Below are 13140 nucleotides of genomic sequence, written 5' to 3'. Positions count from 1 at the left end.
CCGCGGCCAAAGCTCAGCCCGCGGGCAGCAGCCGCGGCTTCGCGCCGGCAAGACGCGGTTTGCCCGGCTCTTCGACATCGAGCGCGATCGCATCGTCGCGCACCGTCACCCGGACCACCCCGCCCTTGATCAGGCGGCCAAAGAGCAGTTCTTCCGCCAGAGGCTTCTTGATGTGCTCCTGAATGACCCGGCCCAGCGGACGCGCGCCCATCTTGTCGTCGTAGCCCTTGACCGCCAGCCATTCGGCGGCTTCGGGGGTCAGCTCGATATGGACGTTGCGGTCGATCAGCTGCGCTTCAAGTTGCAGCACGAACTTGTCCACCACCTGCAGGATCGTGTCGCGCGGCAGCGGCGCGAAGCTGACCACCGCATCCAGACGGTTGCGGAATTCCGGCGTGAAGGTGCGTTCGATCGCCGCCGTATCCTCGCCTTCGCGGCGTTCGCGGCCAAAGCCGATCGCCGATTTCGCCTGTTCGGCCGCCCCCGCGTTCGAGGTCATGATCAGGATCACGTTGCGGAAATCGACCTGACGACCGTTGTGATCGGTCAGCTTGCCGTGGTCCATCACCTGCAGCAGGATGTTGAACACATCCGAATGCGCCTTTTCGATCTCGTCCAGCAGCAGCACGCAATGCGGATGCTGATCGACGCCATCGGTCAGAAGCCCGCCCTGATCGAAGCCGACATAGCCCGGAGGGGCGCCGATCAGCCGCGAGACCGCGTGTTTCTCCATGTATTCCGACATGTCGAAGCGCAGCAGTTCCACACCCAGCGTATTCGCCAGCTGTTTCGCCACCTCGGTCTTGCCGACGCCGGTCGGACCCGCGAACAGATAGTTGCCGATCGGCTTTTCCGGCTCGCGCAGACCAGCCCGGGCCAGCTTGATCGCCGAGGCCAGCGTCTCGATCGCCTTGTCCTGACCGAAGACCACGCGCTTGAGCGTCTTTTCCAGATCGCGCAGGATCGCGGCATCGTCTTTCGACACGCTTTTCGGCGGGATGCGGGCGATCTTCGCCACGACGGCTTCGATCTCCTTGGCGCCCAAAGTCTTGCGCTTCTTGCTGTCGGGCAGCAGATGCTGCGCCGCCCCCGCCTCGTCGATCACGTCGATCGCCTTGTCGGGCAGCTTGCGGTCATGGATGTAACGCGCCGCCAGTTCCACCGCCGACTTGATCGCGTCATTGGTGTAGCGCACGTCGTGATGTTCCTCGAAATAGGGTTTCAGCCCCATCAGGATCTTGATGCTGTCGCCGACCGAGGGTTCGTTCACGTCGATCTTCTGGAACCGGCGGCTCAGGGCGCGGTCCTTTTCGAAGTGCTGGCGGAATTCCTTGTAGGTGGTCGAGCCCATGCAGCGCAGCTTGCCACCCTGCAGCGCGGGTTTGAGCAGGTTCGAGGCGTCCATCGCGCCCCCCGAGGTGGCCCCGGCGCCGATCACCGTATGGATCTCGTCGATGAAGAGGATCGCATCGGGATGGTCCTCGAGCTCCTTCATCACCGCTTTCAGCCGTTCCTCAAAATCGCCGCGATAGCGGGTGCCAGCAAGCAGCGCCCCCATGTCGAGCGAATAGATCGTCGAGCGCGCCAGAATGTCGGGCGTCTCGCCACGGGTGATCTTCAGCGCGAGGCCCTCGGCGATGGCGGTCTTGCCGACGCCCGGATCGCCCACCAGCAGCGGGTTGTTCTTGCGACGGCGGCAGAGCACCTGAATGCAGCGCTCGACCTCTTCGGCGCGGCCGATCAGCGGGTCGATGTCGCCCTTCTGCGATTTCTGGTTCAGGTTCACGCAGTATTTGCCAAGCGCGGATTCCTTCGCCTCGCCCGGTTGCGCGGCCTCGGCCTTGGCGGTCTCTTCCTCGGCGCCGATGACCGGACGGCTTTCGCCGAAGGCCGGATCCTTGGCCACGCCATGGGCGATGAAATTGACCGCGTCGTAACGGGTCATGTCCTGTTCCTGCAGGAAGAAGGCCGCGTTCGATTCCCGTTCCGCGAAGATCGCGACGAGGACATTGGCCCCCGTCACCTCGGTCCGGCCTGAGCTTTGCACATGGATCGCGGCGCGCTGGATCACCCGCTGGAAGGCGGCGGTCGGAACGGCCTCGGACCCCTCGACCTCGGTGATGAGCGTCGACAGATCATCGTCGATGAATTCGGTCAGCGTCGTGCGCAACTCGTCAAGATCGACGCCGCAGGCGCGCATCACGCGGCTGGCGTCGGGCTCGTCGATCAACGCGAGCAACAGATGTTCGAGCGTCGCCAGCTCATGCTTGCGCGTGTTGGCCAGCGCCAGTGCGGCGTGAATTGCTTGTTCGAGCGTGGTCGAAAACGAAGGCATGCGGCGCTCCTTTCCTCGGGTCTCCCGATACTGGCCTCATAGGGTTAAGTTTCGGTGGATTTCGCCGCGCTTCAAGGGCCGGGCGCGTGTTTTTTCCACCTCTCGCCGCTCTGTTGCAAAAGTGACCAGCGCGGGCGGCTTTCGCGCGATCCGCAGGCAGCGCGCGAAAGTGCTTTCAGAACCGGTCCTTGCGGGCCCGCGCCTCGGTGAAGACGGCCAGCGGGTCGGCCCCCTCGGGCAGGCCGAGAGCTGCGCGCAACGCAGCGTCATGACTGCGCAGGAAGGGATTCGTTGCCCGTTCCTCGCCCAGGGTCACCGGCAAACTTGGCTCCCCGGCCAGCCGCAAGGCCGTCACCCGGTCCATCCGGTCGTGCAGACGGCCGTTGCCCGGCTCCAGAGCAAGCGCGAAACGCCCGTTCGAAACGGTGTATTCATGCCCCGAACAGACCCGCGTTTCGGGCGGCAGCGCCGCCAGACGGGTGAGCGTGTCAAACATCTGCGCGGGCGTGCCCTCGAAAAGCCGCCCGCAGCCCCAGCTCATCAGGCTGTCGCCGGAAAAAAGCAGCCCGGCGCCGGGCAGATACCAGGCGATATGGCCGAGCGTATGGCCATCGGCGGCAAGCACCTGCGCGGTTTCCATCCCCAGCGCCAGCACGTCGCCCGGCGCCACCGGATGGTCGAGCGGCGGCAGCCGGTGCGCATCGGCCGCGGCCCCCGCCACCTTCGCCCCGGTCGCCTGCGCCAGCGCCTCGACGCCCGCGATGTGATCGGCGTGGTGATGGGTGATCAGGATGTGGTGCAGCTGCCAGTCCCGTTCGGTCAGCACCTTCAGCACCGGCGCCGCCTCGGGGACATCGACCACCACCACCGTATCGGTGGCGGTATCATGCCAGAGCCAGGCGTAATTGTCGGCAAGACAGGGGATCGGGGTCAGTTCGAGGGTCATGGCCTTTTGCGCATCTTTCGCTATCCTGACCCAGCTTCGCCCAAGGAAGGCCAACCTGCAATGCATCTCGACGTGCTCGACCTGCGTGATTTCTACTATCGCACCCAGCTGGGGCGCACGGCGCAAAAGGCGATCCGCGACAAGGTGGTGGAACTCTGGCCCGACACCCCCGCCGAGATGGCCGGGCTGACGGTGGCGGGCTATGGCTTCGCCGTGCCGCTTTTGCGGCCCTATCTTGGCCCCGCGCGCCGGGTGATCGGGCTGATGCCCGCGCAACAGGGCGTGATGCCCTGGCCCGCGGGCGAACCCAATGTCTCGGTTCTGTGCGCCGAAACCGGCTGGCCGGTCGAGACCGGAATGATCGACCGGCTGGTGGTGCTGCACGGGCTTGAGGTGTCCGACGACCCCGATGCGCTGATGGAAGAATGCTGGCGCGCGCTTGGCCCCGGGGGGCGGGCGCTTTTCATCGTGCCGAACCGGGTCGGGCTTTGGGCGCCGCGCGAAACCACGCCTTTCGGCTTTGGCCGCCCCTATACGATGGGCCAGCTGGAGGCGCAGGCACGACGGGTAGGGTTTGCGCCGGAACGTCAGGCGGCGGCGCTGTACATTCCGCCCTCGCAGCGGCGGTTCTGGCTGCGCTCCTCGGAGGTCTGGGAACGGCTCGGCACACGGGCGGCGGGCTATCTGGCGGCGGGGGTGGTGATGCTTGAGGTGATCAAGCAGGTGCATTCGCCGCGCCGCTCGGGGCTTGGCGCAGCGGTGCGCAAGCCGCTCTCGATCCTTGAGGGCGCGCCGAAGCCCGTGGTGGGGCGGATCTGACCGCCCGCCAGCCGGGACCCGCGCCGAGAATCGCCCGCCCCGGAAAGCCGGTTTCCGCGGCACTTCGCCCTGCGGTGGGGGGACGCAGCGGAGGCGTTTCCGACCCTTTGCGCTAACACCCGGCACCTGTGCAGAAAATGTGCCAGCCTGATGTAGATTCATGCCGCCAAGACGGTTGCGAGGGTCACATTGCTCTGCTAGACGCAACCCCGAATGCGGCGCGCGAGATCATTTTGGGCGCCGAGGGGGGCCTCTGAATCGGTGACGGAACGTTTGGTTCCGGTCGTCCGCGTGCGGAGGCAAAAGCATCGGAAGGGTGGACGTGTCCGAACCAGCTTCGATTTCCGCAGCCATTGCCGGGCGCTATGCCACGGCCATCTTCGACCTCGCGCAGGAGGCCAAGGGCATCGACGCGCTCTCGGCCGACGTGGACGCGCTGACGGCCGCTCTGGCCGGTTCGGCCGAGCTGCGTGACCTGATTTCCTCGCCGGTCTATACCCGCGACGAGCAGGGCGCCGCGATCGCCGCGGTGGCTGTGAAGATGGGCCTGTCGGCGCCGCTCGCCAACGGTCTGAAACTGATGGCGACGAAGCGCCGTCTGTTCGCGCTGCCGCAGCTGCTCAAGGGCCTGGCCGCCGCGATCGCCGACGCCAAGGGCGAGATGACCGCGGATGTCACCTCGGCCACCGCGCTGAGCGCGGCGCAGGCCGAGAAGCTGGCGGCGACGCTGGCGAAACAGACGGGCAAGACCGTCAAACTGAACGTCGCCGTCGATGAAAGCCTCATCGGTGGCATGATCGTCAAGCTGGGTTCGCGCATGATCGACACCACGGTCAAAGCCAAACTCGCTTCCCTTCAGAACGCCATGAAAGAGGTCGGATAAATGGGCATCCAAGCAGCTGAGATTTCTGCGATCCTCAAGGAGCAGATCAAGAACTTCGGGCAGGATGCCCAGGTCGCCGAAGTGGGCCGCGTGCTCTCGGTCGGCGACGGTATCGCGCGCGTGCACGGGCTCGACAACGTCCAGGCGGGCGAGATGGTCGAATTCCCCGGCGGCATCCGCGGGATGGCGCTGAACCTTGAAGTCGACAACGTCGGGATCGTTATCTTCGGGTCGGACCGCGACATCAAGGAAGGCGACACCGTAAAGCGCACCAACGCCATCGTGGACGTTCCGGCGGGCGAAGGCCTGCTCGGCCGCGTCGTGGACGGCCTTGGCAACCCGATCGACGGCAAAGGCCCGATCGTGGCGAAAGAGCGTCGCATCGCCGACGTCAAAGCCCCGGGCATCATTCCGCGGAAATCGGTGCATGAGCCGATGGCGACCGGCCTCAAGTCGGTGGACGCGATGATCCCGATCGGCCGCGGCCAGCGCGAGCTGATCATCGGCGACCGTCAGACCGGCAAGACCGCGATCGCGCTCGACACGATCCTGAACCAGAAGTCGTACAACGACGCCAACCCGGGCAACAAGCTGCACTGCTTCTATGTCGCCATCGGGCAAAAGCGTTCGACCGTTGCCCAGCTGGTGAAGAAGCTCGAAGAAGCCGGCGCGATGGAATATACCACCGTCGTCGCCGCGACCGCTTCGGACCCGGCGCCGATGCAGTTCCTCGCCCCCTATTCGGCGACCGCGATGGCGGAATACTTCCGCGACAACGGCATGCACGCGCTGATCATCTATGATGACCTGTCGAAGCAAGCCGTGGCCTATCGCCAGATGTCGCTGCTGCTGCGCCGCCCGCCGGGGCGTGAAGCCTATCCGGGCGACGTGTTCTATCTCCACTCGCGCCTGCTGGAACGTTCGGCGAAACTGAACGAAGACTTCGGCGCCGGGTCGCTGACCGCTCTGCCGGTCATCGAAACGCAAGGCGGCGACGTGTCGGCCTTCATCCCGACCAACGTGATCTCGATCACCGACGGCCAGATCTTCCTTGAAACCGAACTGTTCTACCAGGGCATCCGCCCGGCCGTGAACACCGGTCTTTCTGTTTCGCGCGTCGGTTCGTCGGCTCAGACCAACTCGATGAAATCGGTGGCCGGTCCGGTGAAACTGGAACTCGCGCAGTATCGCGAAATGGCCGCCTTTGCGCAGTTCGGTTCGGACCTTGATGCCGCGACGCAAAAGCTGCTGAACCGCGGTGCCCGTCTGACCGAGCTGATGAAGCAGCCGCAATACTCGCCGCTGACCAACGCCGAAATCGTGGCGGTGATCTTCGCGGGCACCAACGGCTTCCTCGATGCCGTGCCAGTGAAAGATGTCGGCCGGTTCGAGAAAGGCCTGCTGGCCTATCTGCGCTCGACCCGCAAGGACGTGCTTGAGTGGCTCACCAAGGAAGACCCCAAGATCAAGGGCGACGCCGAGAAGAAGCTCAAAGACGCGATCGCCGAGTTCGCCAAGACCTTCGCTTGACGGCCTGAAAGGACAGGGAGATGCCCAGCCTTAAGGACCTCAAGAACCGGATCGTGAGTGTCAAGAACACTCGCAAGATCACGAAAGCGATGCAGATGGTCGCGGCGGCGAAACTTCGCCGCGCCCAGGAAAGCGCCGAAGCTGCCCGGCCCTATGCCGAGCGGATGAACGCCGTGATGTCGAGCCTTGCCTCTGCGGTGGGCTCGACCGACGGCGCGCCGCGCCTGCTTGCGGGCACGGGCTCCGACAAGGTCCATCTTCTCGTCGTCATGACGGGCGAGCGTGGGCTTTGCGGTGGCTTCAACGCCAATATCGCGAAGCTCGCGAAGGCGAAGGCGAATGAACTGCTGGCCCAGGGCAAGACGGTGAAGATCCTCACCGTCGGCAAGAAGGGTCGCGACGCGCTGCGCCGCGATCTGGGTCAGTATTACATCGACCACATCGACCTGAGCGACGTGAAGAAGCTGAGCTACCCGGTGGCACAGAAGATCGCGCAAAACATCCTCGACCGCTTTGCGGCGGGCGAATACGATGTCGCGACGATCTTCTTCTCGACCTTCGAGAGCGTGATCAGCCAGGTGCCGACCGCCAAGCAGGTGATCCCGGCGCAGTTCGACACCGATGCGGCCTCGGCCTCGGCGGTCTATGACTACGAACCGGGCGATCAGGAAATCCTGACCGCGCTTCTGCCGCGTGCGGTGGCCACGGCGATCTTTGCCGCGCTGCTGGAAAACAATGCGTCCTTCAACGGGGCGCAGATGTCGGCCATGGACAATGCCACCCGCAACGCGGGCGACATGATCGACCGTCTGACCATCGAGTTCAACCGCTCGCGTCAGGCCGCCATCACCAAAGAGCTCATCGAAATCATCTCGGGCGCCGAGGCGCTCTGACGGAACCGGAGATAGACACAATGGCAAGCAAAGGCAAAGTGACCCAGGTCATCGGCGCCGTCGTCGACGTTCAGTTCGAAGACGGTCTCCCGGCGATTCTGAACGCCCTTGAAACCACCAACAACGGCAAGCGCCTCGTTCTTGAAGTGGCGCAGCACCTTGGCGAAAACACCGTCCGCACCATCGCGATGGACGCCACCGAAGGTCTGGTGCGCGGCGCAGCCGTGTCCGACACCGGCGGCCCGATCACCGTTCCGGTCGGCAACGCCACGCTGGGCCGCATCCTGAACGTCATCGGCGAGCCGGTGGACGAACGCGGCGAAGTCTCGAAGGTCGAAGCCCGGGCGATCCACCAGCCCGCGCCGGAATTCGCGGCGCAGTCGACGGAAAGCCAGATCCTCGTCACCGGCATCAAGGTGATTGACCTGCTCGCCCCCTACTCGAAGGGCGGCAAGATCGGTCTCTTCGGCGGTGCGGGCGTGGGCAAGACCGTTCTGATCATGGAACTGATCAACAACATCGCGAAAGTGCACTCGGGTTTCTCGGTGTTCGCGGGCGTTGGCGAACGGACCCGTGAAGGCAACGACCTTTACCACGAGATGATCGAATCGGGCGTTATCAACCTCGACAAGCTCGAAGAGTCGAAAGTGGCGCTGGTTTACGGCCAGATGAACGAACCCCCGGGGGCCCGTGCCCGCGTGGCGCTGACCGGTCTGACCCTTGCGGAACAGTTCCGTGACCAGTCGGGCACCGACGTGCTGTTCTTCGTCGATAACATCTTCCGCTTCACCCAAGCGGGTTCGGAAGTGTCGGCGCTCCTTGGCCGTATCCCCTCGGCCGTGGGCTATCAGCCGACGCTGGCGACCGACATGGGCGCGCTGCAAGAACGCATCACCTCGACCAAAGCCGGGTCCATCACCTCGGTGCAGGCGATCTACGTTCCGGCCGACGACCTCACCGACCCGGCCCCGGCCACCTCGTTTGCCCACCTCGACGCCACGACCGTTCTGTCGCGGGCGATCTCGGAACTCGGGATCTATCCGGCGGTGGACCCGCTCGACTCGACCTCGCGGATTCTTGACCCGCAAGTCGTGGGGCAGGAGCACTACGAAACCGCCCGCGCCGTGCAGGGCATCCTTCAGCGCTACAAGTCGCTGCAGGACATCATCGCCATCCTCGGCATGGACGAACTGTCGGAAGAAGACAAACTGACGGTGACCCGCGCCCGGAAGATCCAGCGCTTCCTGTCGCAGCCCTTCGACGTGGCGAAAGTCTTCACCGGCTCGGACGGCGTTCAGGTGCCGCTGGAAGACACGATCAAGTCGTTCAAGGCGGTGGTGAACGGTGAATACGACCACCTGCCGGAAGCGGCCTTCTACATGGTCGGCGGCATCGAAGACGTGATCGCGAAAGCCCAGCGCCTCGCCGCTGCGGCGTAAGGGGGAACCATGGCCGATACCATGCAGTTCGACCTCGTCAGCCCGGAACGGAGGCTTGCCTCCGTTGCCGCGAGCGAGGTCCGTCTTCCCGGCGTGGAAGGCGATCTGACGGCGATGCCGGGCCATGCGCCCGTCATCCTCTCGCTGCGTCCCGGCATCCTGACCGTGGTCAGCGCCGCGGGCACGGCCGAATATGCCGTGACCGGCGGCTTCGCCGAGGTTTCGGGCGAGAAGGTGACCGTTCTGGCCGAGCGCGGTCTGACCAAGGCGGAACTGACCGCCGCGGTTCATGCCGAGATGCTGGCCGAGGCCAAGAAAGTCGCGGAAGCGGCGCATCCGACGGTGGCGGACGCCGCCGCGAAGATGCTGGCCGACATGGAAGCGCTTGGCACGCATATCAATCTCTGAGGGGGCATCCCTTGGTTCAGTTCAGGCCCCGGTCATCGTGCCGGGGCCTTTGCTTTTCGCTTTTTTCCTTTGCCGCCTCATATTAGCCTGAGCGCCACCTGGGGCCGAAGTGAGCGGTAAGGACGGATGAAGAAGTATTCCTCGAGCCGCATCGGCGTGGCGCAGGGTTCGCTGGTGCTGTTTTCGGATTATCAGGATGGCGGGGTGATGTGGACGGGCGAGGGCCCGCGCGAATTGCGCCGCGTGGTGCGCTTCGACGAGCCCTTCCGCGAGGTGCCCGCGGTGCAGGTGTCGCTGTCGATGTGGGACATCGACCAGAAGCACAATCCGCGCATGGACATTTCCGCCGACATGGTGACCGCCGAGGGCTTCATTATCGTCTTTCGCACCTTGGGCGACACCCGCGTCGCCCGCGTCCGCGCCGACTGGCTGGCGATCGGCGGCTGCGGCAACGAGGACGACTGGGACGTGGTCTGAGCCGCCCCCGGCTTGACTTTCCGCCCCCCCGCGCCGATGGTGCGCGCGACTTCCCCATCCAATGAGGCCCGCCCGTGCAACAAGATGCCCCCCGCTGGCAGCTCGTGGTGATCCTGTGGGGGACGAAATATCCGGTTGCCGAACTCAACGCCCTGATCGAGACCGTGCTGGCCCGGGCCTCCACCCCGCCGCGCGTCGTGCTGATTTCCGACCGCGACCGGCCCGGCCTGCTGCCGCAGGTGTTGTTGCGGCGCTTCCCCGAATTTTACCTGTCGCCGCCGATGCTGGCGGGCGGCTGTCAGGCGAAGCTGGCGATGTTCGCCCCGGGCGTCGTGCCCGATGATCTGCCCGCGATCTATCTTGATATCGACACGCTGGTTCTGGGCGATGTCACCCGGTTTCTGGACCTCCTTGACCGGCCCGACCGCATGGCGATGCTGCAAAGCGTCGTGCTGCCTTTCGGGCCTGTGGGACGGGCGCTGCACCGGCTCAGCGGCGGGCGGCATTACGCGCGCGGCAATTCCTCGATCGTCGTCTTTCACCCGGCCCATTGCGCCCATATCGCCACGAGCTATGAACGGCTGCATGCGGCGCATGGCTACAACGGCCTGCGCCCGATGATCGCGGATGAGCGCTTCATTTCCTGGTCCGCCCAGGCGCAGCTGCGGGCGATCCCGAAGCGGCTGGCGGTGAAATTCCCGACCGAATTCATGTGGCCCTGGCGCTGGCTGATCCATCTGCGGGCGCGTCTGCCCTGGTTGCGGCGCCGCTGGGCCGGGCTTGTCGCGATCACCCTGCCGGGCAATGAGGTCAAGGGCCCCGAACTCTCGACCCTTCCCGAAGGCGCCGAGATCGCCGACCGCAAGGGCCGCCGCCTGATCTGGTCGGACCGCGCCCTGGGGCCGGTCCGCGCCCGCATCATCGCCTATTACACCGACCTGAACGCCCGTCTGCGGCAAGGGGAACAACCATGATTCTGGGCCATATCGGCGCACGCAAGGGCTCGAAAGGCGTGCCCGGCAAGAACTTCCGTCCGATCGCGGGCAAGCCGCTGATCGACTGGTCGCTGGACCAGCTTTTCGCCAATCCGCGCATTGATGCCGTCGTCGTCTCGACCGATGATGAACGCATCTACGCCCATGCGGTGGCGAAAGGCGCGCTGGATATCGGGCTGCGGCCCGACCATCTGGCCACCGATGCCGCGCCGAAATGGGGCGTCTGGCAACATGCGCTGGAGGCCGGGCAGGCGGCCTTGGGGGCCCCCGTCACCACCTTTGTCGATCTGGATTGCACCTCGCCCTTGCGCCTGCCCGAGGATCTTGAGGGCGCCCTTGATCTTTACGCCCGCGAACATCCCGACATGGTGATGAGCGTTTGCGAGGCGCGCAAGAACCCCTATTTCAATCTGGTCGAGGCCGATGAGACCGGGGCGCTGCATGTCTCGAAACCGCTGCCGGGCGGGGTCTGGTCGCGGCAGTCGGCGCCGAAGGTCTGGGAACATGCGGCCTCGACCTATGTGCTGTCGGCCGACTATCTGCGCCGGGCGAAGACGATCTACGAAGGCCGGGTGATCCCCTTCGAGATGCCGCCCGAGCGCTGCCTTGACATCGACACGCCGTTCGATTTCCGGCTGGTCGAAATGCTGATGAACGAGCGTCTGACGGAGGAAAACTGACATGACCGGGCAACTTGCGGGCCGCACCATCTTCATCACCGGCTCGGGCGGCGTGCTGGGCTCGACCTATGTGCGCCGGATGCTGGAGCAGGGCGCCCGCGTCGTCGCGACCGACCTGCCGGGGCACCGGGCCGAGGCGCTGCAGGCGGCGCATGCGGGTAACGCGGCGTTCCGCTTCTACGATCTGGACGTGGGCGACGAGGCGCAAGTGACCGAGATCTTCAAACGCGTTCTGGCCGATGGCTGGGAGCCGAACGTGGTTCTGAACAACGCCGCGATCACCGGCGAGATGCTGATGGGCGCGGGCAAGCCCTTCCCGGATTTCGCCGATACTTCGGTCGCCGATTTCGAACGCACCCTGCGCACGAACCTCACCGGCGCCTTCATGGTGGCTCGGCAGATGGATCGCGACATCGTCGGCCGCTGGCCGGCAGCGCTGATCAACGTCGCCTCGATGTATGCTTTGAACGGGGCCCATCACCCGATCTATGACGGCATGCCGTTCAAGAATTTCTCGGCTTATGGCGTGACCAAGGCGGGCATCCACGGGCTGACGGTCTGGCTGGCGGGCTACTGGGCGCCGCGCGGGGCGACCGTCAACACCATCGCCCCGGGTGCGGTCTTCAACAACCATTCCGAGGAATTCCAGCGCCGCGTGGGCGAGCTGATCATGCTGAACCGCATGGCGAAACCGGACGAGATCGCCGATGCGATGCTGTTCCTGTGTTCGGCGGGGGCGGGCTACATGACCGGGCAGCTGGTCAATGTCGATGGCGGGTTCTCGGCGTGGTAAGCGCACGCATCGCCGTCATCGGCGCGGGTTCGATCGGGCGGCGGCATGCCGCGAACCTGACCGCGCTGGGCTGCACCGTCTCGCATCTGCCCTGGCGCAGCTTCGACGCGGCGGCCTTTGCCGCGCGGCGCGATCTGGACGGGGTGGTGATTGCCACCGAAACCCAGATCCGGCTCGAACTGATCGAGATCTGCGCCCGGATGGGCCTGCCCTTTTATGTCGAAAAACCGCTCGCTTACACGCCCGAGCAGGTGGCGGCGATCTACACCGCCGCCGCCCCGGTCGCCGATCGCAGCCTGATCGGCTTCATGATGCGCTACAATCCGGCGCTGCAGGCGCTCGCCGCCGAAGACCTCTCCGACATCTACCGTTTCTCCTTCGAGATCGGCCATGACGTGCGGCAATGGCGGGCGAACTGGCGGTTCGCTGACAGCTACGCCGCGCGGGCCCAGGGCGGCGGGGTGCTGCTCGACCTCTCGCATGAGGTCGATCTGGCGATGACCCTCTTCCCCGGCTTGACGCTGGGCCGGGCGGAAAGCCTGGGCCATGCCGACTTCCCCGGCGTCGATTTCGCCACCACCTTGATGCTGGCGGCTGCAGACGGGCCGGTCGGCACCGTCGCGATGGATTACCTCTCGCCCGTCTTCATCCGCCGCGCCCGGCTTGTGGGATTGAAACGCCTGATCGAGGTCGATTTCCTGACGCCCGAGATCACGTTCCAGACGCCCGGCCGCCGCACCAGCCAGTCCTACATCTTTGAACGCAACGACATGTTCATGGGCGCGATGCGCGACTTCCTGCGGCTGATCGCCGAAGGCCCGGGGGCCGATCTACCCCCGCTGGCGCCGCGCTTCACCACCATGCGCCCGGTGAACGAGATGGTGGCCGCCGCTTGGTCCGCCCGACATTTCACCGGACAGGTGGATATGGAGATGGGCTGAA

The 13140-nt window shown here is 65.3% G+C and carries 13 protein-coding genes; 11 read left to right on the top strand and 2 right to left on the bottom strand.

Translation table 11 applies throughout. The features are described from left to right. Window positions 1–13: 13 nt before the first annotated feature. Both clpA and gloB read right to left on the bottom strand, forming a co-directional pair. Complete coding sequence (gene clpA / locus ACTTAG_RS15500; protein ID WP_444463111.1) at window positions 14–2335, bottom strand: ATP-dependent Clp protease ATP-binding subunit ClpA; 2322 nt, start codon at window positions 2333–2335, stop codon at window positions 14–16. 175 nt (window positions 2336–2510) lie between these two features. Next, window positions 2511–3281, bottom strand: a complete 771-nt coding sequence (gene gloB, locus ACTTAG_RS15495; RefSeq protein WP_444463110.1) for a hydroxyacylglutathione hydrolase — start codon at window positions 3279–3281, stop codon at window positions 2511–2513. 60 nt (window positions 3282–3341) lie between these two features. On the opposite strand from gloB, the gene ACTTAG_RS15490 reads away from it, so the two are divergent. The 11 genes from ACTTAG_RS15490 (at window position 3342) to ACTTAG_RS15440 (ending at window position 13139) form a co-directional block, all read left to right on the top strand. Continuing rightward, window positions 3342–4100 carry a methyltransferase domain-containing protein gene (locus tag ACTTAG_RS15490; RefSeq protein WP_444463109.1) on the top strand — a complete coding sequence of 253 codons (759 nt, stop codon included), beginning with the start codon at window positions 3342–3344 and terminating at the stop codon, window positions 4098–4100. A 322-nt stretch (window positions 4101–4422) separates the two neighbouring features. Further along, on the top strand, window positions 4423–4983 hold the full coding sequence (locus ACTTAG_RS15485) for a F0F1 ATP synthase subunit delta (RefSeq protein ID WP_444465262.1): 561 nt from the start codon (window positions 4423–4425) through the stop codon (window positions 4981–4983). After that, a complete protein-coding gene (gene atpA / locus ACTTAG_RS15480) occupies window positions 4984–6513 on the top strand; it encodes a F0F1 ATP synthase subunit alpha (protein WP_444463108.1) in 1530 nt (509 codons plus the stop codon). A 20-nt stretch (window positions 6514–6533) separates the two neighbouring features. Next, complete coding sequence (locus tag ACTTAG_RS15475) at window positions 6534–7406, top strand: F0F1 ATP synthase subunit gamma (RefSeq protein ID WP_444463107.1); 873 nt, start codon at window positions 6534–6536, stop codon at window positions 7404–7406. A gap of 20 nt (window positions 7407–7426) precedes the next feature. Beyond that, complete coding sequence (atpD, locus tag ACTTAG_RS15470) at window positions 7427–8845, top strand: F0F1 ATP synthase subunit beta (RefSeq protein ID WP_444463106.1); 1419 nt, start codon at window positions 7427–7429, stop codon at window positions 8843–8845. Window positions 8846–8854: 9 nt separating this feature from the next. Then, window positions 8855–9253 (top strand): F0F1 ATP synthase subunit epsilon, encoded by a 399-nt coding sequence (locus tag ACTTAG_RS15465; protein ID WP_444463105.1) that lies wholly within the window; start codon window positions 8855–8857, stop codon window positions 9251–9253. 126 nt (window positions 9254–9379) lie between these two features. Beyond that, the gene (locus tag ACTTAG_RS15460) at window positions 9380–9730 is read left to right on the top strand and encodes an H-type lectin domain-containing protein (protein ID WP_444463104.1); all 351 of its coding nucleotides are present in this window, start codon (window positions 9380–9382) and stop codon (window positions 9728–9730) included. A gap of 74 nt (window positions 9731–9804) precedes the next feature. Continuing rightward, a complete protein-coding gene (locus ACTTAG_RS15455) occupies window positions 9805–10704 on the top strand; it encodes a hypothetical protein (RefSeq protein ID WP_444463103.1) in 900 nt (299 codons plus the stop codon). Continuing rightward, a complete protein-coding gene (locus ACTTAG_RS15450) occupies window positions 10701–11405 on the top strand; it encodes an acylneuraminate cytidylyltransferase family protein (RefSeq protein ID WP_444463102.1) in 705 nt (234 codons plus the stop codon). Before ACTTAG_RS15455 ends, ACTTAG_RS15450 begins: the two co-directional genes overlap by 4 nt. A 1-nt stretch (window position 11406) precedes the next feature. Further along, on the top strand, window positions 11407–12198 hold the full coding sequence (locus ACTTAG_RS15445; RefSeq protein ID WP_444463101.1) for an SDR family NAD(P)-dependent oxidoreductase: 792 nt from the start codon (window positions 11407–11409) through the stop codon (window positions 12196–12198). Continuing rightward, window positions 12192–13139: a Gfo/Idh/MocA family protein gene (locus tag ACTTAG_RS15440; protein ID WP_444463100.1), complete on the top strand. Its 948-nt coding sequence runs from the start codon at window positions 12192–12194 to the stop codon at window positions 13137–13139. Before ACTTAG_RS15445 ends, ACTTAG_RS15440 begins: the two co-directional genes overlap by 7 nt. The last annotated feature ends 1 nt before the right edge of the window (window position 13140 follow it).

Source organism: Rhodobacter capsulatus (assembly GCF_052363185.1).
Lineage (GTDB): Bacteria > Pseudomonadota > Alphaproteobacteria > Rhodobacterales > Rhodobacteraceae > Rhodobacter > Rhodobacter capsulatus_E.
The sequence above is the reverse complement of the archived record's forward strand: the minus strand, read 5'-3'. Positions and strand labels throughout refer to the sequence as shown.